The organism is Shewanella sp. 1311, from assembly GCF_059338235.1.
Window position 1 is genome coordinate 4,332,146 of record NZ_CM181686.1, and the last position, 23,648, is coordinate 4,355,793.

At 47.3% G+C, this 23,648-nt stretch carries 21 protein-coding genes; 18 read left to right on the forward strand and 3 right to left on the reverse strand.

Annotated elements, in window-relative coordinates:
- Positions 1-99: 99 nt before the first annotated feature.
- The 7 genes from phhA to ompW all read left to right on the forward strand — a co-directional run bounded on the left by phhA (position 100) and on the right by ompW (position 7,581).
- A complete protein-coding gene (phhA, locus tag AC5YB3_RS19015) occupies positions 100-900 on the forward strand; it encodes a phenylalanine 4-monooxygenase (protein WP_311989564.1) in 801 nt (266 codons plus the stop codon).
- Between the two features lie 144 nt (positions 901-1,044).
- Positions 1,045-1,383, forward strand: coding sequence for a 4a-hydroxytetrahydrobiopterin dehydratase (locus AC5YB3_RS19020; protein WP_006081014.1), 339 nt, complete (start codon positions 1,045-1,047; stop codon positions 1,381-1,383).
- 267 nt (positions 1,384-1,650) lie between these two features.
- Positions 1,651-3,189, forward strand: a complete 1,539-nt coding sequence (gene tyrR, locus AC5YB3_RS19025; RefSeq protein WP_006085271.1) for a transcriptional regulator TyrR — start codon at positions 1,651-1,653, stop codon at positions 3,187-3,189.
- A gap of 386 nt (positions 3,190-3,575) precedes the next feature.
- Positions 3,576-4,562 (forward strand): fumarylacetoacetate hydrolase family protein, encoded by a 987-nt coding sequence (locus AC5YB3_RS19030; RefSeq protein WP_006085272.1) that lies wholly within the window; start codon positions 3,576-3,578, stop codon positions 4,560-4,562.
- An 87-nt stretch (positions 4,563-4,649) separates the two neighbouring features.
- Positions 4,650-5,300, forward strand: a complete 651-nt coding sequence (gene maiA, locus AC5YB3_RS19035; RefSeq protein ID WP_268649537.1) for a maleylacetoacetate isomerase — start codon at positions 4,650-4,652, stop codon at positions 5,298-5,300.
- A gap of 450 nt (positions 5,301-5,750) precedes the next feature.
- Positions 5,751-6,428 carry a nucleotidyltransferase family protein gene (locus AC5YB3_RS19040; RefSeq protein WP_494525946.1) on the forward strand — a complete coding sequence of 226 codons (678 nt, stop codon included), beginning with the start codon at positions 5,751-5,753 and terminating at the stop codon, positions 6,426-6,428.
- Positions 6,429-6,933: 505 nt separating this feature from the next.
- Positions 6,934-7,581 carry an outer membrane protein OmpW gene (gene ompW, locus AC5YB3_RS19045; protein ID WP_432404738.1) on the forward strand — a complete coding sequence of 216 codons (648 nt, stop codon included), beginning with the start codon at positions 6,934-6,936 and terminating at the stop codon, positions 7,579-7,581.
- Positions 7,582-7,673: 92 nt separating this feature from the next.
- Here ompW and AC5YB3_RS19050 read toward each other — a convergent pair whose 3' ends face one another.
- On the reverse strand, positions 7,674-8,417 hold the full coding sequence (locus AC5YB3_RS19050) for an SDR family NAD(P)-dependent oxidoreductase (protein ID WP_259523329.1): 744 nt from the start codon (positions 8,415-8,417) through the stop codon (positions 7,674-7,676).
- Positions 8,418-8,534: 117 nt separating this feature from the next.
- Between AC5YB3_RS19050 and AC5YB3_RS19055 the strand changes: the two genes are divergently transcribed.
- Both AC5YB3_RS19055 and metA read left to right on the forward strand, forming a co-directional pair.
- Positions 8,535-8,954, forward strand: coding sequence for a YbaY family lipoprotein (locus tag AC5YB3_RS19055; protein WP_259584847.1), 420 nt, complete (start codon positions 8,535-8,537; stop codon positions 8,952-8,954).
- A 70-nt stretch (positions 8,955-9,024) separates the two neighbouring features.
- On the forward strand, positions 9,025-9,966 hold the full coding sequence (gene metA, locus AC5YB3_RS19060) for a homoserine O-acetyltransferase MetA (RefSeq protein WP_226058694.1): 942 nt from the start codon (positions 9,025-9,027) through the stop codon (positions 9,964-9,966).
- A gap of 200 nt (positions 9,967-10,166) precedes the next feature.
- Here metA and AC5YB3_RS19065 read toward each other — a convergent pair whose 3' ends face one another.
- Positions 10,167-11,813: a methyl-accepting chemotaxis protein gene (locus AC5YB3_RS19065; RefSeq protein WP_063883215.1), complete on the reverse strand. Its 1,647-nt coding sequence runs from the start codon at positions 11,811-11,813 to the stop codon at positions 10,167-10,169.
- 714 nt (positions 11,814-12,527) lie between these two features.
- Between AC5YB3_RS19065 and AC5YB3_RS19070 the strand changes: the two genes are divergently transcribed.
- The 9 genes from AC5YB3_RS19070 to AC5YB3_RS19110 all read left to right on the forward strand — a co-directional run bounded on the left by AC5YB3_RS19070 (position 12,528) and on the right by AC5YB3_RS19110 (position 22,977).
- The gene (locus AC5YB3_RS19070) at positions 12,528-13,718 is read left to right on the forward strand and encodes a thiolase family protein (protein ID WP_011846380.1); all 1,191 of its coding nucleotides are present in this window, start codon (positions 12,528-12,530) and stop codon (positions 13,716-13,718) included.
- 115 nt (positions 13,719-13,833) lie between these two features.
- A complete protein-coding gene (locus AC5YB3_RS19075) occupies positions 13,834-15,333 on the forward strand; it encodes a CoA-acylating methylmalonate-semialdehyde dehydrogenase (RefSeq protein WP_259483206.1) in 1,500 nt (499 codons plus the stop codon).
- A 101-nt stretch (positions 15,334-15,434) separates the two neighbouring features.
- Complete coding sequence (locus AC5YB3_RS19080; protein WP_347672624.1) at positions 15,435-16,592, forward strand: acyl-CoA dehydrogenase family protein; 1,158 nt, start codon at positions 15,435-15,437, stop codon at positions 16,590-16,592.
- 59 nt (positions 16,593-16,651) lie between these two features.
- On the forward strand, positions 16,652-17,425 hold the full coding sequence (locus AC5YB3_RS19085) for an enoyl-CoA hydratase (protein WP_494525947.1): 774 nt from the start codon (positions 16,652-16,654) through the stop codon (positions 17,423-17,425).
- A complete protein-coding gene (locus tag AC5YB3_RS19090; RefSeq protein ID WP_006085280.1) occupies positions 17,425-18,576 on the forward strand; it encodes an enoyl-CoA hydratase/isomerase family protein in 1,152 nt (383 codons plus the stop codon). Before AC5YB3_RS19085 ends, AC5YB3_RS19090 begins: the two co-directional genes overlap by 1 nt.
- Positions 18,577-18,721: 145 nt before the next feature.
- Positions 18,722-19,624: a 3-hydroxyisobutyrate dehydrogenase gene (gene mmsB, locus AC5YB3_RS19095; protein ID WP_259581995.1), complete on the forward strand. Its 903-nt coding sequence runs from the start codon at positions 18,722-18,724 to the stop codon at positions 19,622-19,624.
- Between the two features lie 24 nt (positions 19,625-19,648).
- The gene (locus AC5YB3_RS19100) at positions 19,649-20,407 is read left to right on the forward strand and encodes an SDR family oxidoreductase (protein WP_494525948.1); all 759 of its coding nucleotides are present in this window, start codon (positions 19,649-19,651) and stop codon (positions 20,405-20,407) included.
- A gap of 215 nt (positions 20,408-20,622) precedes the next feature.
- Positions 20,623-20,865 carry a hypothetical protein gene (locus AC5YB3_RS19105; RefSeq protein ID WP_006081033.1) on the forward strand — a complete coding sequence of 81 codons (243 nt, stop codon included), beginning with the start codon at positions 20,623-20,625 and terminating at the stop codon, positions 20,863-20,865.
- Between the two features lie 63 nt (positions 20,866-20,928).
- Positions 20,929-22,977, forward strand: a complete 2,049-nt coding sequence (locus AC5YB3_RS19110; protein ID WP_259520963.1) for an alpha/beta hydrolase family protein — start codon at positions 20,929-20,931, stop codon at positions 22,975-22,977.
- Positions 22,978-22,991: 14 nt separating this feature from the next.
- Here AC5YB3_RS19110 and AC5YB3_RS19115 read toward each other — a convergent pair whose 3' ends face one another.
- Complete coding sequence (locus tag AC5YB3_RS19115; protein WP_494525949.1) at positions 22,992-23,501, reverse strand: MerR family DNA-binding protein; 510 nt, start codon at positions 23,499-23,501, stop codon at positions 22,992-22,994.
- Positions 23,502-23,648: the final 147 nt, after the last annotated feature.

Sequence of the window (23,648 nt, forward strand, 5' to 3'; positions counted from 1 at the left end):
CGTCACAGTAGCGGCACAAGAATAAAGTGTGAGGGAGTTAACAAATTTAAAGCCTTAGACCACTATGGAGTCATGAGTGTTAGCCACCAAGTGAAGATTATGACGAAAGGAACAGAGTACATCGCTCACAGAGCCGATGACACTGGGTTTATCCATTACCCGCAAGAAGAGCACGATATTTGGCGTCAGCTTTACGCCCGTCAAGCCGTTAATCTTCCCGGTCGTGCCTGCAAGGAATATCTGCAAGGGCTCGATGCCTTGGGTATGCCAAAGGATCGCATTCCGCAACTTGCCGAAATTGATGCGGTATTACAAGCGACCACTAGCTGGAAAACGGCGGCGGTACCTGCGCTGATTTCCTTCGGCCGTTTTTTTGAATTACTGGCAAATAAAGAGTTTCCTGTGGCCACCTTTATTCGCCGCAAGGAAGAGTTTGATTACTTGCAAGAGCCAGATATCTTCCACGAGATTTTTGGTCACTGCCCTTTGCTCACCAATCCTTCATTTGCCAATTTCTCTCATATGTATGGCCAGTTAGGTTTACATGCCAGCAAAGAGGAAAGGGTATTTTTAGCGCGTTTGTACTGGTTTACGGTTGAGTTTGGTTTACTACAGCCTAAAGACGGCGCCTTATGTATCTATGGCGGCGGCATTTTAAGCTCGCCCGGTGAAACCTTGTATGCGATGGAAAGTGATGTGCCAGAGCGTCAACCCTTTGATTTATTAAATGTGCTGCGCACCCCATATCGGATCGACATTATGCAACCGATTTATTATGTGATTGAGCATATTGATATGCTGGATGAAATTGCCAAGATGGACATCATGGGTTATGTCACTAAGGCGCGTCAGTTAGGTTTATTTGCCCCTAAGTTTCCGCCAAAAGCCAAGGCGAGTTAGCCTCGATTAGATTGATGAGTTGACTCGTTATTTGGCTGACATCTAATTTAGCCATCTGATTGAGTGATGTGATTTAAGTTATTAATAGAAAATGAGTAAAGTGCAACTGAATATCCCTAATCAATGTTGCCAAGAGGAGTATGTATGACAGCGTTATCGAATATGAAATGTGAAGCGTGCCAAGCCGACGCACCTAAAGTGACCGATGAAGAATTGGCTGAACTTATTCGTATGATCCCCGACTGGGGAGTGCAAGTGCGTGATGGCGTAATGCAGCTTGAGCGCGTTTACAAGTTTAAAAACTTTAAACTGGCGATGGCATTCACAAATAAGCTGGCGGATTTAGCGGAAGAAGAATTCCATCATCCAGGCATTTTCACTGAATGGGGCAAAGTGACCGTCACTTGGTGGTCACACTCTATCAAGGGTCTACATAAGAACGACTTCATCATGGCCGCCAAGACAGACCAGTTATTAGTCTAATTAATTCGCCAATTTAATCAGCATCTTAATCTATTTTTCGATGCTGATTTTTTCTTCCTGTTACAATTCAACTGTAAACTAGGCTTGCCACTTTCTGTTTAACCTTCTAACGTATATGGGCTCTGCTATTTACCCTCATCGCTGACGTTTTCGTTAAGGTAACAACTTGCCTAGCAAGCGTCATTTTTGTTGTAAAGCTTAAGGCGAAAAATAGCTCTGCACGGTTTATCCCCAAAATTCGAATCAAAAAAGGGAATATCAGTCATTATGCGCTTGGAAGTCAGCTGTCAGGATCGTGTTGGTTTAGCCAAAGATATCTTAGTCGTGTTAGAGCGTTATGGTATTAATTTAATTGCTATTGATGCCAGTAACCAAGGATTCCTGTACTTACAATTTGCCGAAATCAGTTTTGAAACCTTAAGTGCCTTGATGCCGCAGATCCGCAAAGTGGAAAGTGTCCATGATGTGCGTACGGTGTCGTTTATGCCCTCAGAGCAAGAACATTACGCCCTTAAAACCTTGCTCAAAACCTTACCTGACTCCGTTTTCTCCATTGATGCCAAAGCGCGTATCCGTATCGTTAACGAGTCCGCCTTGCTCAATATCGGCATGGGTGAGCACGAAGTGCTCGAAGAGTCGCTCAATCATTGGGTGCAAGGTTTTAACTTCAGCCGCTGGTTGAGCGAAAGCCAAGTCTTACCGCAAGCGGCGAGGGTACAAATTGGTCCAAACGAATATTTAGCTGAAATGCTGCCGATTTACCTGCCCGATGAGGATGAAAAAACCATCTTAGTTGGCGCTGTGGTGTCGCTAAAATCCCCTGCGCGGGTTGGAAAACAATTTAACGCGCTGCAGAATCAAACCACTGGCTTTGAAAATGTATTAGCCAGCAGTGACAAAATGAAGGAAGTGCTTAAGCAAGCGCGGCGGATGGCCCAGCTCGATGCGCCTTTATTGATCACAGGTGAAACGGGTACTGGCAAAGAATTAATGGCCAGAGCCAGCCACGATGCCAGCATGCGCCGTGAGAAACCCTTTATCGCCATCAACTGCGCCGCTCTGCCCGACAGCGCCGCCGAAGAAGAACTATTCGGTTATGTCAGTCAGGGCAAAGTCGTTAAACGGGGTTTCTTTGAAGAAGCTAAAGGCGGCACAGTATTTCTCGATGAAGTGGCTGAAATGTCTAAGGCCGCCCAAGTTAAGCTGCTTCGGCTATTGCAAGATGGTACCTTTAGACGCATAGGCGGCGATGAAGAAGTCCGCGCCGATGTGCGGATCATCTGCTCAACCCAGAAAAATTTAGCCGAACTGTGCCAAACCGGTGAGTTTAGGGAAGATTTGTACTATCGCATCCATGTGCTGAGTTATCACATACCGTCACTGCGCGAGCGTAAAGTCGATATCATTCCACTGACGGAAATGTTCCTCGAACATTACAGTCAACAGTTATCTAGCCCAGTGCGGCGGATTTCGGCCCAGTGCCGCGATCATTTGCTCACCTACGCTTGGCCAGGTAACGTACGCCAATTAAAGAACGCAGTATTTAGAGCTGTGTCTATGTGGGATGGTTCGGCCGAGTTGACGGTAGAACAATTAAAACTGCCGTCCTACGCCGAAGGTTTTGGTTACTTTGATAATGAGTTTGAAGGCAATCTCGACGATGCAATGAAGCAGTTTGAAGCGAGTCTGTTGCGTCGATTATATCCAGCCTATCCGAGTACTCGGCAGTTAGCGAAAAAGCTCGGGGTGTCGCACACCGCTATTGCCAATAAGCTGCGTGAGTACAAGATAGCCAAGCGTCGTTAAGCCGAGTCTTGCTGGCTTGACGCGATAGATGTAACAGTATCGTTCCACTTAGTTGCCGACTTTTCAGGCATATTGCTTACCGAGATATTGATAAGCGGCAACTAGGTTATAAACGTAATGATTAGTTTACGAAATGTGAAATAATTGACCCAAATGTGATTTGGGTCACGCTATAGGAATCTGCGCCAGCTTCGGGTATTTCTACGCGCAACAAATACGTTAAAGCAAGCAAAAGGGCATGCCTCTGTTGGCGCGGACTGCGTAACGTGTGCGCCCTTAATGAGTCAAAGAGTCCGATTAAAATCGCCGAATATAAGCTGAATGACGCCGCGCGTTTTCCAGCACAATAAAATTGTACGCCTAGCCTTAGAAGCACTGGAGCCAATATGAAACTTGCAAGTTATAACAATGGTCGCCGCGATGGTCAGTTGATGTTAGTTAGCCGCGATCTCACTAAAACGGTTGCCGTTCCTGCTATTGCCCACACTATGCAGCAATTACTCGACGGTTGGGATTTACTGAAACCGCAATTGCAAGAATTGTACGACGCGTTAAATGAAGGCATGTTAGATAACGCCCAAGCGTTTGACGAAGCTAAGTGCTTGTCGCCACTACCGCGTGCCTACCAATGGGCCGATGGCAGCGCTTATGTGAATCACGTTGAGTTAGTCCGTAAGGCTCGCGGCGCAGAAATGCCTGAAACCTTCTGGACAGATCCGCTGTTCTATCAAGGTGGTTCAGACAGTTTTATTGCCCCTAAAGCCGATATTCCACTGGCGAGTGAAGACTGGGGTATCGATTTCGAATCTGAAATCGCGATCATTACCGATGATGTGCCTATGGGCGTGAGCAGCGACAATGCGGCTAAGCATATTAAATTGTTGATGTTAGTGAACGATGTGTCACTGCGTAACTTAATCCCTGGTGAGTTGGCGAAAGGCTTTGGTTTCTTCCAATCTAAGCCATCGAGCAGTTTTTCACCTGTGGCAGTGACGCCGGATGAACTGGGCGCACGTTGGGAAGATTCTAAAGTGCATTTACCGCTGATCACCCATTTAAACGGTGAGTTATTTGGCCGTCCGAATGCCGGCGTCGATATGACCTTTAATTTCAGCCAGTTAGTTTCACATGTTGCAAAAACCCGTCCATTGGGCGCTGGCGCGATTATTGGCTCTGGTACTATTTCTAACTATGACCGTAGCGCAGGCTCTAGCTGTTTAGCGGAAAAACGTATGCTAGAAGTGATTGCTGAAGGCAAAGCCACTACGCCATTTATGCGTTTTGGCGATACTGTGCGCATCGAAATGCTCGATGACAACGATGTAACGATTTTCGGTTCTATCGATCAAAAAGTGGTTGAATACAAAGCCTAAGGCTTTCCCTTAAAGGGCTACATCGACTCAAACTAACGGGGCTTAATTGCCCCGTTTTTATACAGACTTTTATAAGGACATGAAAATATGAAGCTTTATGGTTATTGGCGCTCAAGCGCGGCGTACCGTGTTCGCATCGCCCTCAATCTTAAGGGTATTTCAGCCGAGCAGTTGTCTGTGCATCTTGTACGTGATGGCGGCGAGCAACATAAAGCGGCCTACAGTGCGCTCAATCCGCTGGAGTTAGTGCCAACCTTAGTGATGGACGATGAGTTAGATGCAGATGCATTGTCGCAATCCTTAGCCATTATCGAATATCTTGATGAGATACACCCACTGTCGCCATTATTGCCTGCATCGGCTCTTGAGCGTGCCCATGTGCGCGCCATGGCACTCACGGTAGCCTGTGAAATTCATCCATTAAATAACTTGCGGGTATTGCAGTATTTAACTCAAACCTTAGGGGTCGATGAAGCGGCTAAAAATACTTGGTATCACCACTGGGTTGCAAGTGGTTTTGCTGCCCTAGAAATCTTGTTGAAAAGGCACAGTGGTCGTTACTGCTTTGGGGATACAGTGACATTAGCCGACTTGTGTTTAGTGCCGCAGGTGTATAACGCTCAGCGTTTTAATGTGGATTTAACGCCTTATCCCAATATCATGCGCGTGTGGACTGAGTGTAATCAGCTAGAAGCTTTTGCCGATGCGGCCCCAGAGCGCCAAGCGGATGCTGTGTGATGCTTTGTAACGAATAGTGCGGATATAGTCTTTACGAATTGAAAGAATGGATGATGAGGCTTGTGTTGCGAGTCTAATCTCTGCGATGGAGTTTAAATGCTTTTTAGTAAAAAATGTCCGTATTGCAAAGGTAAACTCGGCGCTAAGGAAGTGCCGATTAAGGAAGGACGCTGCTGTCATTGTGATAAGCCGATACGGTACAAACTCAATATAATAAATTGGATGCTACTGTTCGTGCCCATCTATATTCTTAGCGTTAATCTGCTAGACAAAGATGTATATGGTTTTTGGATTTATTTGGCGGTGATGGCACCTATTTATAGTCTCGTATCTCTATTCTGTCATGAGGTCGTAAAGTGCTCAGAAACCGATGGCGAAGTGGAGTAAGCCGAATGTCATTCCCGTGGTGTTATTTGATATTGAAGCGAACGATACTGTTATGAGTAATGTATGAGTCATGTTCTGAATGGTGCTATGAATAATGTTATGGATGATGCTATGTGTGAAGCAGAGCTAAAGCATCGATTACTCAAATGGATAACCCAAGATTGCGAGCGGGTGAGGGCGCTTGAACTTGTGCTCCAATGCACCAAAGTACACTCAATGCCGCAGTGGTGCCTTGCGGCGGGATTTGTCCGTAATTTAGTCTGGGATCGCTTGCACGGATTTGAGTTGAGTCCACTGAACGATATCGATCTGATCTATTTTTGCCCGTTAGATATTAGTCCTGAGCGGGATCTGGCAATTGAAACCTATCTTAATCAGCTTGCCCCTGAGTTACCTTGGTCGGTGAAGAATCAGGCGCGCCTGCATGTTCGAAATCAAGACATGGCTTACACATCTTGTGTTGATGCTATGTCCTATTGGCCAGAACTTGAAACCGCAGTCGGGGTAAGCTATCAAGTTGTTGATGTAAAATCTGATACTCAGACTCAGACTTGTGTTGGGATGATAAATCATGCAGCGTATTACGATATTGAGCTGGTGGCTCCCTTTGGGCTTAACTCCCTGTTTGCACTCAAACTGAGCGCCAATCCAAAGCGAGCATTATCCGTGTTTCATCACAGAGTCGCGACTAAGGGTTGGCTCACTCAGTATCCCTTGCTTGAGTGTTGCCGCACAAGCTGATCTGCTCATTCATTCTTAATTCGACCCCAGCAGCTCACTCAATTGCACCATGTAATTTAGCGACTCAACATAGCGACTCAATTTAGTTACTCACTAATTTAGACCGCTAACAGTATGGGTATCATCCTTAAGCCGTTTGGGTTCGGCCGTTTTCTGCTTCTATTCTTCCCCATCTAGTCCCACCAATTTGAACTTAATGGCCAAATCCCCCTCAGCTAAGTGCTTTTTATTGTTATTCAAATGTTAGTTTCGCTAATGGTGTCTACCTCTTGCTGTAGTCATTAGTGATGACTAATAAAGAACTGAGCTCACAGAAAACAAAGGTGTACTGTCGATAAATGTTTGAATTTCGTGATTTAGCTCCCATAGGCTGTACCTAGAAATGAGTATTGGTCATTCACTTTGATTTGGATCAATAAATCAGCCGCGCTTCTCTGGCAGTGTAGGCGTCAATTGTTAAGGATGTAATTTAAAACAAAAACCTATGTTGTACATATGGAGTATGATGATGAACAAAAATACTGTTTCTACACTGATCGCTGCCACCCTTTTAGCTGCTGGTTTTTCTGCTTCTGTATCGGCTCACCAAGCAGGTGACATTATCGTTCGTGCGGGTGCTATCGTTGTTGCGCCAAACGAATCAAGCGACCCAGTTGCAACTTTTGGTGAGTTCAAAGTGAGTAACAATACTCAACTTGGTTTGAACTTCGGTTATATGTTGACTGATAACTTTGGGGTAGAGTTATTAGCAGCAACGCCTTTTAGCCACGATGTTTCTTTGGCTGGCGTAGGTAAAATTGCTGAAACTAAGCAACTGCCGCCAACTTTAGTGGCGCAGTACTATTTCGGTAATTCTCAATCAGTGGTTCGCCCTTACATTGGCGTCGGTGTTAATTACACTAACTTTTATGATAATGAATTCACCAATGATTTAGGTGGTGCGTTAACTGACTTGAGTATGACCACGTCTTGGGGCTTAGCGGCACAAGCAGGTATTGATTATCAGGTTAACAAAAACTGGTTAGTGAACGCTTCCGTGTGGTACGCGCAAATTAGCAGCGATGTGAAGTTTAAATTATCGGGTGACACTGTGGTTATTGGTACCGATATTGACCCATGGGTTTATATGGTCAGCGTAGGTTACACTTTCTAATCTACGGATCAGATAAGCGTAAAAAAGGAGCCTTAGGCTCCTTTTTCGTTTCTGCACTTTTATCGCGCATGTTCCACTCAGGTTAAGCCGACTTAGCGCTTTGGCTTTTTAGCCTTCCAGTGACGAGTGTTATAGATAAATTCGGGTAATAACACAGTAAGCCAAGCGACGAGGCGCCAGCGTTTAGTCACATAGACACGGCGTTTACCTTGCTTCATTGCTTTGATGATCTGTGCTGCGACTTGTGGCAATGGTGCCAACCACATCGCACTTTGCTGCATGGCGGCTTTATCGAGTAAACCGAGCTGGATATCGGTAATCGTAATGGGTAACTTGAGGCGCTGGGCGTGCATACATAAGCCCTCAAGGTAATTCTGCCCAAAGGCTTTTGAGGCGTGATAGGCCACACTTGGGCCACCGCGCAAACCTGCGATAGAGTTTATTGCCGCCAGTTGTCCATAACCTTGCTCGCGAAATAGTCTAAATGCCGTATTGCAGATAGCGGCAAAACCTCGCACATTGACATCGATAATGTCTTGCTCTGGCAGCCAAGGCAGCTCAGGATCATAACTATTGAGGCCTGTATTGACTAAGACTAAGTGCGCACCGCCAAGACTCTGCCAGACGGATTCAAGTTGAGTGATAATGGCTTGAGGCTGTTCAATTTGAAGTGCAAATACTTGTACTTTTGTTGGCAAGGATAAGGCAAAATCGCGGAGTGATTCTGGATCTTGGGCGAATAAGACTAATTCAACCTGTTGATCTGCCAATTGCTTTGCAATTTCACGACTTAATTGTGAGCTAGCTCCCACAATTATTGCAGTTGCTTGGGTCATAGGTTTTTCGGCAACGAAATGGTGGCTTATGATAGGAAGATATGTTCGCCAAGACAAGATTTATAGCTTGGGCGTATGGACATCTAGAAGTCTTTATGTATGATTAGGAGAAACAAAATGAACAAATGGTTGCGTTTAAGCGCGTTGAGATCAACCGCTTTAGCATTAATGGCGCTAATGGGTGTGTTATCGGGTTGTGCGACACCCAATGCTATCGTGGAGATAAAAGGCGAGACCTTGTATCGCGAACGGATTGCTCTGCCCGCCGAGGCTAAGGTCGTAGTGCAACTGCTCGATGTCTCAAAAATGGATGTGCCAGCCATAGTGATGGCGGAGCGCGTACAACAAGGTGCTGCAACACCAACGCCATTCAGTTTTGCGATTGGCAGCGATCAGTTCCAACCCGGGCACACTTATGCCATAGGTGCACGGATAATGCTCGGTGATAAGTTATTGTTTATTAATACTCAAGCCTATCATATTGACCTCAACTCCACTGAGCCAATGACGATACTGCTAGAGAAAGTCGGTGGCTAGTTAGCCCGCTCAGAAGTGAGCTGACATACGCGCCGAATCCGTTGGTATTTACGAACAGAAGAGGCGCGGTATGCCGGTTAGAATTCCAGATCATCTGCCCGCAGCAGAAGTGTTAGAGTCAGAAAATATTTTCGTTATGTCCGAGACGCGGGCGGCGAATCAAGATATCAGACCGATGAAGGTGCTGATTTTGAACTTGATGCCGAACAAAATCGAGACGGAAACCCAGTTACTGCGCTTACTGGGCAACACGCCTTTACAAGTCGATGTGGATTTACTGCGTATTCACGACAAAGAATCCAAGCATACTTCCATTGATCACATGAATACTTTCTACCGTGACTTTGAAGCCGTGCGCCATAAAAATTACGATGGTCTTATCATCACAGGTGCGCCGCTTGGACAAATCGATTTCGAAGATGTGGTTTATTGGGACCATATCCGTGAAATCATCGACTGGTCGCAAGAGCATGTCACCTCAGTGTTGTTTTTATGCTGGGCAGCCCATGCGGGCTTGTATCATCTCTATGGTTTAAATCGAAAAATATTGCCGCAAAAGCGTTCTGGCGTATTTGTGCATCGCCGTACTTCTCAGCATTTCCCGCTACTGCGCGGTTTTGATGATGAATTTTTTGCACCCCATTCCCGTTTTGCCGAAATGGATGTCGAAGAAATTAGACAACATCCACAGCTGCAGCTATTGGCCGAGTCCGATGAGGCAGGGGCTTATTTGGTGTTAAGTCGGAATAATCGTAACTTGTTTGTGATGGGTCACCCTGAATATCAAAAGTCGACCTTAAACGAGGAATATCAGCGAGATTTAAGCCAAGGCTTAGACCCGAATGTGCCACAGAATTATTATCGCAATGATGATCCTAAAGCCGACGCCATTGCCCGTTGGCACAGCCACGGTAGCCTGCTGGTGAGTAATTGGCTCAACTATTACGTCTATCAGTTAACCCCTTACGACTTAAGCGATATGACGGCGATGACACCGTGGGAGTCGCGTTAATTCACGCAGTTATTTCTGTGAGTTCCTGTCAAGATAGCGCTTAGTGCTTCAGTGCCTTATTGATTTAAGGCACTGTTTTTAAAGCACTGTATTTTTAAGTAACTGTTTTAGGACACTGTTTTTTAAAGTCACTATGTTTTTGAGGCATTACGTTGATTGAATGCACTAAGCGTCCTGCGGTATATGATAACTTTTACCGCTTATAACTTAAATTGGGTCACTAATTTATCTAAGTGAACCGATAGTTTTTGTAAGTTTGCGCTGGATGCCGTTAACTCGTCGGCAATCTCCGATGTTTCAGTCGTTAACTGATTAATTTCTTCAACATTGCGGCTTATCTCTGCTACAACCATAGACTGCTCTTCTGTCGCGGTGGCGACTTGAATGTTCATGTCGCTGATTTGGCTAATATGCGAAGTAATCAGGGTTAAGGAGTCATTGGCATCATCTGCCTGCTTGACGACCATACCGCTTTGTTCGTGACCCCGCTTGATGGCGGTCACTGTTTTGGACGATTGCTCCTGCAGCTTGTTAATCATAGTTTGAATTTCATCTGTCGATGACGCTGAACGACTGGCAAGGTTTCGGACTTCGTCGGCGACGACGGCAAAACCTCGACCTGTCTCGCCAGCACGTGCAGCTTCAATGGCTGCGTTGAGTGCTAGCAAGTTAGTTTGTTCTGAAATGCTGCGTATGGTATCCAAAATACTGCCGATAGAATTGGTTTGCGTCGCGAGCGAAGTAATGTCAGTGCTGATGTGTTGAATTTCAATGGATAATGAGCTGACACCCTGGCGAGCTTTGGCGACCACACTCGCGCCATTATGCGCTTGATTATCTGCTTCTTTGGCTGCATTAGCCGCTTGGGTTGCGTTGCCAGCAATATTGTCCACTGTGGTGCCCATCTCATGGATTGCCGTTGCGATTTGCGTGGTGCGATCGCGCTCGTTAATACAATTTCTATGGGTTGCTTGGGCTTTGCTGGCGACATCGTTTGCCGTATGGGCGAGTTGGCGTGAGTTGTCAGCCACGGCTTCAATCGCATTACGTATCTTCAACACAAACTGATTAAAGTGCAGAGCAATATCACTGAGTTCGTCTTGGCCTTTTAACTCGATCATATTATGCAAATCAAGTTTGTCACTGGCAGAAGAAATATGCTGTTGTAACGATGCCACGCGAAGTCGTAGACGACGCAGCATCATAAAACCTAGAAATATTGAAATAATCAAAGCGATGGTTAAAACAACAAACATTTCCATGCGTGTTTCTTGGTAGTTTTTTTGACTGTCAACGAAGCTGGCGTTGCCTTGTTGTAGCAATGAGTCAAGAATGGCATCGGTACTCTTTCTCATTATGTTGTAGCTAGCTGCGAACTGGTTACGATAGATTTCTTGCGATTTTGCCACTTCCCCCTTTTCCATCGCTGTCAGCATAGGCGCAAGTTCGTCACTTTTGACTTTATCAAAGAGGTCGATCAACTTTTGTACTTCGGCACGGGTAATGGGGTTTACCTGAGCGTCACGGGCAGCTTTTAATGCCGCATCCATTTCTGGAATATCCTCAGCACGGGTTTCTGTCACTCGGGTTAATACGCCTTTTTGATCCTTCATCGTCGGGATTTCTTGTAAGATAATAATATCAATGCCCACTCGCATACGAGGAATACGGGACGCAACTTCCGCCATCGACCGTAATGGCGCGCTGGTATTTTCGGCGAGTGTTTTAGTTTGATCTTGCATACCAGATAAGCCTTGAATGGCCGTTAAGCTGATTAAGATAAGAGCAATACAGGGAATAGCGATGACCCCGATAAACTGGGTCTTAAGCGTCATCTGATTTAGCATGTCTTTCCTTCCTACTTTTATTTAGGGTTATCTGGTTGGGATGTTTATGGTTAGATAATTTGGCATTATTAAATAGGAACAATAGCTTGAATTTTTATTCTTAAATTTTAGTACCCAGTTAAGGTATCCCACTTTGCACACTATGGATTTATGTAAGCGGGTCAATAACATGCTAACTGTGTAGTTGAGCATAGCGATTTTATAGATAACAACCAAATCCTTATGTCGATGTTATAACAGGTCTGTCCACTTGAACTCGTTTGTTCGTCAAGCTCATGCGTTCATTTCTTAATGACGAGCATAAATCATTCGCTGCTAGGACGTTAAGTGACAACACGCCCTAGATATCACTCACTGATATTAAATTAACTTAGCAAGGTTGGCTCAGTGCAATAAAAGCGCATGAGCTGGATAGGCTCTATCGTTTATGCTGAGCCAATATCCACTTTTTACTTCAACGGATTCGCTAGGATTGCGAATGCCTTTATATCTCAGTCATCACTCTTACCGCCTTATCGATACCGCCCCTTGTTGTTCTTCATCCCATTTTTACTGTAAATCCTTACTGACATTTTCCACTGATAAAATCTGCACATTAGACCAAGGAATACTTGCTTTACGTTCGCGTAAACGTCAGAGTGGTTTTATTGTCGATTTTATTAAACGTCCCGAGGCTGGTACTAGGCTTCGTGGTCAATTTAGGTTGGAGCCTTCATGAGTACTGAACAGTTAAATCAAGATATCGTTATTGTTGCCGCTAAACGCACCCCAATGGGTGGGTTTCAAGGCAATTTGTCATCCGTAGCATCACCCATGTTAGCTGCGACGGCCATTAAAGGCTTGTTAGCGGAAACACAATTGGCGGGTGAGCATGTCGATGAAGTCTTGATGGGCTGCGTATTACCCGCAGGCTTAGGTCAAGCGCCTGCACGTCAGGCAACCTTAGGTGCGGGATTACCCTTATCCGTTGGTGCGACCACAGTGAACAAGGTCTGTGGCTCAGGCATGAAGACGGTAATGTTAGCCCACGATTTGATTAAAGCGGGCAGTGCAAAAGTGGTGATCGCAGGCGGCATGGAAAGCATGAGCCAAGCACCGTATCTATTAGATAAAGCCCGCGGCGGCATGCGCATGGGCCATGGCAAAGTGTTAGATCACATGTTTTTAGATGGTCTTGAAGATGCCTACACGGGCGGTGCTATGGGAACGTTTGCCCAGAAAACGGCCGATGAATTTGGTATTACTCGCGAGCAGATGGACGCTTTTGCCTTAAGCTCGCTCGAAAAAGCCAATGCCGCGATTAACTCGGGTGCCTTTAAAACCGAAATCACCCCCGTCACAGTCAGTGATCGTCGTGGTGATGTGACTATCGATACCGACGAGCAACCCGGTAATGCCCGCCCTGAAAAAATTCCTACGCTGCGCCCTGCCTTTACCAAAGATGGCACTATCACAGCGGCAAACTCTAGCTCGATTTCCGATGGTGCAGCGGCATTAATGCTGACCTCGCGCGGCGAAGCTGACCGTTTAGGCTTAGCCGTGTTAGCCACCATTAAAGGCCACACGACTCACGCCCAAGAGCCTTCATTGTTCACCACTGCACCGGTTGGCGCTATGGCAAAATTGCTGGCCAATGTCGGTTGGTCAACGGATGAGGTGGATTTATTCGAAATCAACGAAGCCTTCGCCATGGTGACTATGCTTGCCGTGTCTGAGCTAGGTTTAGATATCGCTAAGGTAAACGTTAATGGCGGCGCTTGCGCCTTAGGTCATCCGATTGGTTGCTCGGGTTCACGTTTGCTGGTGACCTTAATTCATGCTTTAAAAGCCCGCGGCCTGAAGCGCGGTGTTGCCTCGCTGTGTATCGGCGGTGGTGAAGCGACGGCGATGGCCATCGAGGTTTAATCGCAACAGTTTAGTTAAATCAACAAGACGGGGCTGGCAAGGGCAATCACTTCCCTTGAGGATAATCATAATATCGCACCGCCCGCCTATCACTCTACAAGGAAAGGATTGCAACATGACCACACAAGTAAAGCATTACATTGACGGTGAGTTTACCCAAGGTACGGGCACATCGCAGATTATTGTCACCAATCCCGCGAATAACTCGCCGATTGCCGTGATTAATGCTGCTACGAGCGAAGAAGTTCACGCTGCCATTGCTAGCGCCAAAGCCGCTTTCAAAACCTGGAAAGAAGTGCCTGTTTCTGAACGTGCGCGCGTCATGTTGCGTTATCAACATCTGTTAAAAGAACATCACGATGAACTTGCGACCATTCTTGCCCATGAAACGGGTAAAACCTTCGAAGATGCCAAGGGCGATGTATGGCGCGGTATCGAAGTCGCTGAACACGCTTGTAACGTGGCGTCATTATTGATGGGCGAAACCGTTGAGAACGTCGCGCGTTCAATTGACACTTATAGCTACACTCAACCACTGGGTGTGTGTGCCGGTATTACGCCATTTAACTTCCCTGCGATGATCCCGTTATGGATGTTCCCACTGGCAATCGCTTGCGGTAACACCTTCATTTTAAAGCCTTCAGAACAAGATCCAATGACGCCGCAGCGCCTTGTTGAACTGTTTGTTGAAGCGGGCGCACCTAAGGGCGTATTGCAATTAGTGCATGGCGACAAAACTGCCGTGGATATTCTGCTGGCAAACCCTGCAATTAAAGCCATTTCCTTCGTCGGTTCAGTGGCTGTGGGCCAGTATATTTATAAAACCGGTACCGATAATTTAAAACGCGTACAAGCCTTTGCGGGCGCAAAAAATCACTGCGTCATTATGCCTGATGCGAACAAACAGCAAGTGATCAATAACTTAGTTGGCGCTTCTGTGGGCGCGGCGGGTCAGCGCTGTATGGCGATTTCGGTTGCCGTGTTTGTTGGCGCCGCTAAAGAGTGGATCCCAGAACTCAAAGAAGCCTTAGCCAAAGTTCGCCCAGGTTTATGGGACGATAAAGAAGCCGGTTACGGCCCTGTCATAAGCCCTGCAGCCAAGGCACGCGTGCTCAAGCTTATCAAGCAGGGGATTGATGAAGGCGCCGAGTGTTTACTCGATGGCAGCGACTTTACCGTGGAAGGTTATGAGTCAGGCAACTGGATTGGCCCAACCATGTTCAATAAAGTCTCCACAGAGATGAGCATCTACAAGGAAGAAATCTTCGGTCCTGTATTGTGCTGCATGGAATCTGACTCCTTAGAAGCGGCCATCGAATTAGTCAATGCCAGCCCGTATGGCAACGGTACTTCTATCTTTACTGCCAGCGGTGCGGCTGCTCGTAAATATCAACACGAAATAGAAGTCGGCCAAGTGGGGATTAACGTACCTATTCCTGTGCCATTGCCTTTCTTCTCATTTACTGGTTGGAAGGGCAGTTTCTACGGCGATCAACATGCCTACGGTAAGCAAGCTGTACGTTTCTATACCGAGACTAAGACCATCACTTCACGCTGGTTCGAGTCCGATATCGCCGTGGCGTCTACGCCAAACATGAGCATTAACTTGCGCTAAGCTCGTACGTCAAGCTCAGTGATTAATCGATAAACCACGGCGTCTTTACGGCGCCCAATTTATTAAATAAAAAAGTGACCACAGAGTCATAGGAGAGCCAAATGGATTTTAATTTCAACGATGACCAACGCCAGTTTGCCGATCTTGCGCGCCAGTTTGCCGCGGAAGAATTAACCCCGTTTGCCGCCAAGTGGGATGAAGAACATCATTTCCCCAAAGACGTGATCCAAAAAGCCGGTGAGCTGGGTTTTTGCTCGCTTTATTCGCCAGAATCTGAAGGTGGCATGGGCTTATCGCGCCTCGATGCGTCGATTATTTTTGAAGAGCTCGCCAAGGGCTGCACTGCGACCACGGCCATGCTGACCATTCACAATATGGCCACTTGGATGGTGACGACTTGGGGTACTGAAATCCTGCGTCAGACTTGGTCTGAGCCGTTAACCACAGGGCAAATGTTAGCGTCCTATTGCTTAACTGAGCCGGGCGCGGGTTCAGACGCCGCATCTTTGCAAACCAAAGCGGTGCGCGACGGTGATGAGTATGTGATTTCAGGTTCGAAGATGTTTATCTCAGGTGCAGGCGCCACTGAGCTATTAGTGGTGATGTGCCGCACGGGTCAAGCTGGGCCTAAGGGGATTTCTGCCATTGCCATTCCGGCGGATGCCGCTGGCGTTATCTACGGTAAGGCCGAAGATAAAATGGGCTGGAATGCCCAGCCGACCCGTCAAATCACCTTTGAAAACGTGCGTGTGCCAGTGGCCAACTTGCTCGGTGAAGAAGGCCAAGGTTTTGCCTTCGCGATGAAAGGCTTAGACGGTGGTCGTATCAATATCGCGACCTGTTCAGTAGGCACTGCGCAAGCGGCGCTAGAGCGTGCAACTCAGTATATGAATGAGCGTCAGCAATTTGGTAAACCGTTAGCGGCTTTCCAAGCACTACAATTTAAGCTCGCCGATATGGCGACTGAGTTAGTCGCAGCCCGCCAAATGGTGCGCCTTGCGGCCTTTAAACTCGACAGCAGCGATCCTGAAGCCACAGCCTATTGCGCCATGGCAAAACGTTTTGCCACCGATGTGGGCTTTCAAGTCTGTGATGCGGCGCTGCAAATTCATGGCGGATATGGTTATATAAGGGAGTACCCGCTGGAACGTCATTTCCGTGATGTGCGTGTGCACCAGATTTTAGAAGGCACCAACGAAATTATGCGCTTAATTATCGCCCGTCGTTTACTCGATGAAAATGCAGGACAAATCCTGTAAGTCTACTCGCAAGAAGTGTGACTTATCGATTGGCGATAACATAAAAGGAGTCTATAAAGATGGAATATTTAGTAGAACGTATCGAAGGCCATACGGCCATTCTGACGATGAATAATCCACCGGCAAACACTTGGACCGCCGAGAGTTTGCAGGCGCTCAAAGCCAAAGTGCTTGAGCTGAACGCGAATAAAGAAATTTATGCCTTAGTGTTAACGGGCCAAGGGCAAAAGTTCTTCTCCGCCGGCGCCGATTTAAAGCTGTTTAGTGACGGCGACAAAGGCAATGCGGCGACGATGGCAAAGCATTTCGGTGAAGCCTTTGAAACCTTAAGTCAATTCCGCGGTGTATCGATTGCCGCGATTAACGGTTATGCCATGGGCGGCGGCTTAGAAGTCGCACTGGCCTGTGATATTCGCATCGCCGAAATTCAAGCTGTGATGGCATTGCCTGAAGCGACAGTGGGTTTATTACCTTGCGCAGGTGGCACCCAGAATCTGACCGCATTAGTTGGTGAAGGTTGGGCTAAGCGGATGATTTTATGCGGTGAGCGCGTCGATGCGACTCAGGCACTGAATCTACGTTTAGTTGAAGAAGTGGTCGAAACGGGCGAAGCGCTCAATGCGGCAATTGCGTTGGCCGTAAAAGTCGCTAACCAAAGCCCAAGCAGCGTCACAGCGTGCAAGACACTCATTCAAGCGGGCCGCACTATGGTGCGTAGCCAAGCGCTGCCGATTGAGCGTGAATTATTTGTCGGGTTATTTGATACCGAAGATCAGGCCGAAGGCGTAAATGCGTTTTTGGGCAAACGTAAAGCTGATTGGAAGAACCGCTAATGACTAATGTAGTAGATAACGTAAATCAGGCCACGACCACGCAAAACGTGGTTTTTCAAACCTTAGCCACCGCGTCCGGTAAGTTGATTGGGGTGGTGACACTCAATGTGGAAAAAGCCCTCAACGCCTTAGATTTAGACATGGTGCGCGCTATGACGGCGCAGCTCAATCTATGGAAGAAAGACTCGCTTATCGCTTGTATCGTTTTAGATGGCAGCGGTGAGAAGGCTTTTTGTGCGGGGGGGGATGTGCGCGCTTTATACCATGCATCCATTGCCGCGAAGGGACAAGTGACTGAGGAGGCGAAGGTGTTCTTCGAAGAGGAATATCGCCTCGATTATCTACTGCATACCTTTGGCAAACCTGTGTTGGTGTGGGGCGACGGTATTGTGATGGGCGGTGGGCTCGGTTTGATGGCGGGCGCAAGCCACAGAGTCGTCACTGAAACCTCGCGTATCGCTATGCCTGAAGTGACGATTGGCTTGTACCCCGATGTGGGCGGCAGTTATTTCCTTAATCGCATGCAGGGCAAAATGGGACTGTTTTTAGGGCTCACGGCCTATCAACTCAATGCCGCCGATGCCTGTTATGTGGGCCTTGCCGATCATTACCTAAACCGTGACGACAAAGAACTGATGTTCGATGCCATGGCCACCTTAGATTGGAGCGATACTCCGGCGCTTAATCATCAACGCTTAGATAGCATGATCAACGAGTTATCTAATCAAGTGGATATCCCTAAGGGCGAAAGTGTATTGGCGGACAGCCAAGATAATATCGACCGACTGATGGCGGGGAGTTTGGAGGATATCGTCACGCGTATGTCGACGTTAGCGTCGGAGGATGCTTGGTTAATGAAGGCGCGCGATACCTTCCTTGCGGGCAGTCCTATCAGCTGGCATCTGGTTAATATCCAATCACAACTTGGTACTAAGTTAAGCTTAGCTGAATGTTTTAAATGGGAATTAACCGCCAGCGTTAACGTGTGTGCCCATGGTGATTTCTGTGAAGGGGTTCGCGCACTCTTGATTGATAAAGACAGACAACCCCAGTGGCGCTTTAAGGATGTGAACTCAGTGCCTACCGCCGTACTTGAGCAAATATTGACTTCCCCTTGGGGCGAGGCGCATCCCTTTAGCCAACTGAGCTAAGCGTTGACTTGATTAGCGCAGACTTGAATAGTGCTGAGTGTATTGGCTCAGCCAAGCTCACTCTAAGCTGTAATAACGACAGCATAATCAACAAACTAGCAGTATCACTACACTAATAAAGAGAACAGCACACAGGAGTGACAGCATGAGTACAGTAGCATTTATCGGTTTAGGTAATATGGGCGGCCCAATGGCGGCCAATTTATTAAAAGCGGGCATGACGGTTCGCGTATTTGATTTAGTCCCAGAAGCCATGCAAAGCCTTGCCGACCAAGGCGCTTTTGTTTCTAGCACGGCCTGCGGCGCGGCGGCAGGTGCCAATGTGGTGATCACTATGCTGCCTGCGGGCAAGCATGTGAAAAGTTTATATTTAGGCAATGGCACAGACAAAGGACTACTCGAAGTGGTTGCGGGTGATACTTTACTGATCGATTGCTCGACCATCGATGCGCAAAGCGCGCAATTGGTGGCGGCCGAAGCGGCTAAAAGCGGCATAGAGTTTATGGATGCACCGGTTTCTGGCGGCACAGCAGGCGCGGCGGCGGGTACTTTAACCTTTATTTGTGGTGGTTCCGATAGCGCTTTTGAGCGGGGTCAGCCAGTGCTGAAAGCTATGGGGGTGAACATATTCCATGCTGGTGGCCCAGGTGCGGGACAAGTCGCTAAAATCTGCAATAACATGCTGTTATCTGTGTTGATGGTCGGCACTTCTGAGGCGTTGCAAATGGGCATTGACCATGGTCTCGATCCTAAAGTCTTGTCCGACATTATGAAGGTTAGCAGTGGTGGTAACTGGACCCTCGAAAAGTATAATCCATGCCCAGGTGTGATGGAGACTGTACCTTCTTCTAAGGGCTATCAGGGCGGCTTTATGGTAGATTTGATGGTTAAAGATCTCGGTCTGTCCCAAGAAGCCGCATTATTGAGCAACTCCAGCACGCCAATGGGCGCTTTAGCCCGCAGCTTGTATGTGAATCATGCAAGACAAGGCAACGGCCGCCGAGATTTTTCCAGTATTTTTGAACAATTTGCACAACTTAAAAAATAGACATAGTTAACAAGGGATAACCAGATGGATTTAAAAGATAAGGTTGTCGTCATTACTGGCGGCGCGGGTGGCTTAGGTCTAGCAATGGCGCAAAATTTTGCGCAGGCGGGTGCTAAGATAGCGCTTATCGACGTGGACCAAGAAAAACTCGAGCGAGCCTGTGCTGAGCTTGGATCGGACACTGAAGTTCAAGGTTATGCCTTAGACATTACCGACGAAGAAGACGTCGTGGCAGGTTTTGCCTATATTCTCGAAGATTTTGGCCAAGTGAACGTGTTAGTGAACAACGCCGGCATTCTGCGTGATTGCCTGTTAGTCAAAGCCAAAGACGGCAAAGTCACCGACCGTATGTCTTATGAGCAATTCCAATCTGTGATCAATGTGAACTTGACGGGCAGCTTCCTCTGCGGTCGTGAGGCGGCAGCGGCCATGATTGAATCCGGTCAAGCGGGCGTGATTGTCAACATCTCTAGCCTAGCGAAAGCGGGTAACATGGGTCAGTCGAACTATGCCGCCTCCAAAGCAGGCGTTGCGGCCATGTCTGTTGGCTGGGCGAAGGAATTAGCGCGTTACAATATCCGTAGCGCAGCGGTTGCACCGGGTGTTATCGCTACTGAGATGACAGCGGCAATGAAACCTGAGGCGCTGGAGCGTTTAGAGAAGCTAGTGCCAGTAGGACGCCTTGGTCATGCCGACGAGATAGCTTCCACCGTACGCTTTATTATTGAGAACGACTATGTAAATGGTCGCGTGTTCGAAATCGATGGTGGTATTCGTCTGTAATGACGATATCTTATTGATATTCATAAAAACCGAGCTCAGGCTCGGTTTTTTATTGAGTAAAGAAACATAATGGCATTTTGAACTCAGTCTTTGGATTTATTTAGATTTCACTGTTGGAGTTGACATTTAGTTGTTAACCTTCAACAATCGCCCTCCAGTTTTTTTACATAACTTTACATACATGTTTGTCGCATGTAATGGAGCTTAACATCCGGATGTCTTGGCAGGATAAAGCCCTCTGGCTTGAGAAAATCACTAAACGCATGATGTTAATCGTGGGTGTCCTAGGGTTGATTGTGATCTATTGCGGGTTCTTTTTTCTGCTCTTCAGTGGTCGCTCTGTGGCCGTGATCCCGTGGTTTTTCCTTATCTCACCTTGGGTGTGTATTTATTTTGGCTTAACGCAAGTACAGCAAGTGCAAGTGGTAAATTGGTTCTTAAAAAAATTTAAAAAATAACCAATTTCTGCAAGTTCCTATTTTGTTTCGGTTTGTGCAGTTGGCAAACATTGGGGAGAAACAATGAAGTTACATGGATATTTATGGGTGCTAGGGAGTTTGTTTTGTTTGGGGGCTTGCGAGCGCTCGAACAAAGAAACACCGCATCTTAGTGATAATGGTGGGCGTATTGTTGCGCCCTATGGCAGTTGGCTGTCTCCCTTATCGGCGAATGATGTATTTGAACAGGCCGATAATGTCGCCGAGTTACAAAGCGTAGATGGGGCGATTTATTTCTCTGAATCCGATGGTGATAAGCAAGGCCAAGTAGGGATTAAGCGTCTCGATAAAAAGGGCAATATCGCCGACGTCGTGCCGCCAAGCTTTAATGTTAAATCCGCGGTTCATGAATACGGCGGCGCCGCCTTTTTAGGGATAGGCCAGAGTTTGTTTGCCACTAAGGCACAGGATCAACTGTTTTATCGTTTCGCCCCTAATCAACCCCCCCTGCCGTTAACGCCTAATGGCACCCGTCATGCTGACTGTATCGCTTATCCTAAAGGGTCGCGGATTATCTGTGTGCGCGAGGATCATCGTCAGCCCGGTGAGCCTAAGGCGAGTCTAGTAACAATCAATCTTAACTTTGCCGGCGAAGGCGATACTTTTGTCTCGGGGCATGACTTTATTTCTTCGCCCGCTATCTCGCCCGATAACAGCCAACTGGCGTGGATCACGTGGGAACATCCCTATATGCCATGGGATAACAGTATTCTCTGGCTTGGCGATCTCGACCGCAAAGGGCAACTACACAATATTCGTAAGGTCAACACGCCTACGGATTCTTCCGTGACGCAGCCATTATTCAGCCCTGATGGACAATTGTATGTCGTGTCGGATATCAGTAACTGGTGGAATATCTATCGAGTCACGGCACAAAATACCTTAGCCCCAGTGCTGAACAAAAAAGCCGAGTTTGCCGTGGCCGATTGGTATTTAGGCAATCACAACTACGCCTTCGAATCCGAAAAAACCATCATTGCCAGTTATATGCTTGGCAGTCAGGCGGCGCTAATTCGGCTGCATTTGGATTCGGGTTTGACCGAGTCCTTGGCTGTCGATTTCGGCGAAATCACCCAAGTGATCAGGGGCGAAGATGCCGTCTATTTTGTCGGCGCTAAGGCGACGCCAGAGAAGGGGATTTATAAAGTCATCGGCCGCGGCACTGAGTTGGTGTATACGCCTAACTTGCCAAAGCTTGATCCCAATTATATTTCTCGGGCAAAAAATATTACCTTTAAAACCGGCGTTAACCAGCAAGCCTACGGTTATTTTTATGGGCCGGTTAACCCCAACTATACTGCGCCCCATGATACCCGCCCGCCACTGATAGTAATGTTGCACGGCGGGCCAACAGCGCGGGCGAGTCTGGCTTATCGCAGTGACATTCAATTTTGGACCAGCCGTGGCTTTGCGGTGCTCGATGTTAATTTTCGCGGTAGCAGTGGTTTTGGCCGTGCCTATCGTCAGAGTATTTACGGAAAATGGGGCCAAGCTGATGTGGAAGATGCGGTCAATGCGGCCCGTTATTTAGTCGATAAAGGTTGGGTTGATGGACAAAAGCTGGCGATTCGAGGCGTAAGCGCAGGTGGGTTAACTGTGATGTCGTCGTTGGCTTTTTATGATGTGTTTCAAGCGGGGGTAAGTTATGCGGGGATCAGTGATTTTGAACAGCTGGCCAAGAGTACCCATAAGTTTGAGACGGGTTATTTAGATCAGCTCATTGGTCCCTATGCGAACAATCAAGCCCGCTATAGGGAGTTGTCGCCGTTGTATCATCTTGAAGGCTTGAATGAGCCCTTGTTAATTTTTCAAGGCTTGCGGGATCAAATTGTGCCGCCACAGCAGTCGCGACAAATTTATGAGGCGTTAAAAGTCAGAGGTGTGCCAACGGCTTATATTGCCTATCAAGATGAGCCACACGGCGGTTGGAAGCCTGAGCACAGGGCCGCAGGATTAGAGACTGAACTCGCATTTTATGGACAAGTGTTTAACTTCACCCCTGCGGGTAAGCTAGCAACATTGGTGCTGGATAATGCTGCGGCGTTAAAGCCGACCTTAGTCCGCAATCAATAATGCAGTATTTCCCGTTATGACTCTTGGCCGTTGCTAGTGCGACTGGCTTTACGACAACACTTAGAGCCTGCATCGTGCAGGCTTTGGTCTTTTTGGGATTTGTCTTCGTCAGTCTCATGACTCCCATGACTCTCGTTGTCCTCATGGCTTAGGCTATCGATAATGGCGCAGTGGGGCTGATCGCCGCCTTGGCATTGGGTCACCATGTGTTGTAATTGCGCCCTAAGCTGTTGCAACTTATTGATTTGCTCTTCGACATAGGCAAGGTGAGTACGGGTAAGTTGTTTGACGTCTTCGGCATTACGGCTTTCATTGCCCTTAAGGCCAAGCAAGGATTTGCAATCTTCTAGGCTAAAACCTAAGTCGCGACATTGATGCACAAACTTAAGCGCTTCAATATCTTGATGGCGATAAACCCGATAACCCGCCTCATTGCGCTCGCCGCACACTAAGCCAATATCATGGTAATAACGGATACTCTTAACGCTCAAGCCCGTTTGTTTCGCCACTTCGCCTATTTTCATCTTGACCTCTATTTTTCCAACTGAATGGTTTTCGCCCAGCAATTAATTGTCGATGTGATCACATTGAGCAAATTCATCCTTGACTCTCCCGCAATGGGAGACTTTATCTTAGACCTATAGTGTAAAACATCAAGTGAGGGATCTCCC

Coding starts and splice junctions, on each gene's coding strand:
- AC5YB3_RS19050 (WP_259523329.1), bottom strand. CDS start 8,417: ATGACCCAAGCAACTGCAATAATTGTGGGAGCTAGCTCACAATTAAGT.
- AC5YB3_RS19065 (WP_063883215.1), bottom strand. CDS start 11,813: ATGCTAAATCAGATGACGCTTAAGACCCAGTTTATCGGGGTCATCGCT.
- maiA (WP_268649537.1), top strand. CDS start 4,650: ATGAAGCTTTATGGTTATTGGCGCTCAAGCGCGGCGTACCGTGTTCGC.
- AC5YB3_RS19055 (WP_259584847.1), top strand. CDS start 8,535: ATGAACAAATGGTTGCGTTTAAGCGCGTTGAGATCAACCGCTTTAGCA.
- tyrR (WP_006085271.1), top strand. CDS start 1,651: ATGCGCTTGGAAGTCAGCTGTCAGGATCGTGTTGGTTTAGCCAAAGAT.
- AC5YB3_RS19090 (WP_006085280.1), top strand. CDS start 17,425: ATGACTAATGTAGTAGATAACGTAAATCAGGCCACGACCACGCAAAAC.
- phhA (WP_311989564.1), top strand. CDS start 100: ATGACGAAAGGAACAGAGTACATCGCTCACAGAGCCGATGACACTGGG.
- AC5YB3_RS19100 (WP_494525948.1), top strand. CDS start 19,649: ATGGATTTAAAAGATAAGGTTGTCGTCATTACTGGCGGCGCGGGTGGC.
- AC5YB3_RS19110 (WP_259520963.1), top strand. CDS start 20,929: ATGAAGTTACATGGATATTTATGGGTGCTAGGGAGTTTGTTTTGTTTG.
- AC5YB3_RS19020 (WP_006081014.1), top strand. CDS start 1,045: ATGACAGCGTTATCGAATATGAAATGTGAAGCGTGCCAAGCCGACGCA.
- AC5YB3_RS19075 (WP_259483206.1), top strand. CDS start 13,834: ATGACCACACAAGTAAAGCATTACATTGACGGTGAGTTTACCCAAGGT.
- AC5YB3_RS19105 (WP_006081033.1), top strand. CDS start 20,623: ATGTCTTGGCAGGATAAAGCCCTCTGGCTTGAGAAAATCACTAAACGC.
- AC5YB3_RS19070 (WP_011846380.1), top strand. CDS start 12,528: ATGAGTACTGAACAGTTAAATCAAGATATCGTTATTGTTGCCGCTAAA.
- mmsB (WP_259581995.1), top strand. CDS start 18,722: ATGAGTACAGTAGCATTTATCGGTTTAGGTAATATGGGCGGCCCAATG.
- ompW (WP_432404738.1), top strand. CDS start 6,934: ATGATGAACAAAAATACTGTTTCTACACTGATCGCTGCCACCCTTTTA.
- metA (WP_226058694.1), top strand. CDS start 9,025: ATGCCGGTTAGAATTCCAGATCATCTGCCCGCAGCAGAAGTGTTAGAG.
- AC5YB3_RS19030 (WP_006085272.1), top strand. CDS start 3,576: ATGAAACTTGCAAGTTATAACAATGGTCGCCGCGATGGTCAGTTGATG.
- AC5YB3_RS19040 (WP_494525946.1), top strand. CDS start 5,751: ATGAGTCATGTTCTGAATGGTGCTATGAATAATGTTATGGATGATGCT.
- AC5YB3_RS19080 (WP_347672624.1), top strand. CDS start 15,435: ATGGATTTTAATTTCAACGATGACCAACGCCAGTTTGCCGATCTTGCG.
- AC5YB3_RS19085 (WP_494525947.1), top strand. CDS start 16,652: ATGGAATATTTAGTAGAACGTATCGAAGGCCATACGGCCATTCTGACG.
- AC5YB3_RS19115 (WP_494525949.1), bottom strand. CDS start 23,501: ATGAAAATAGGCGAAGTGGCGAAACAAACGGGCTTGAGCGTTAAGAGT.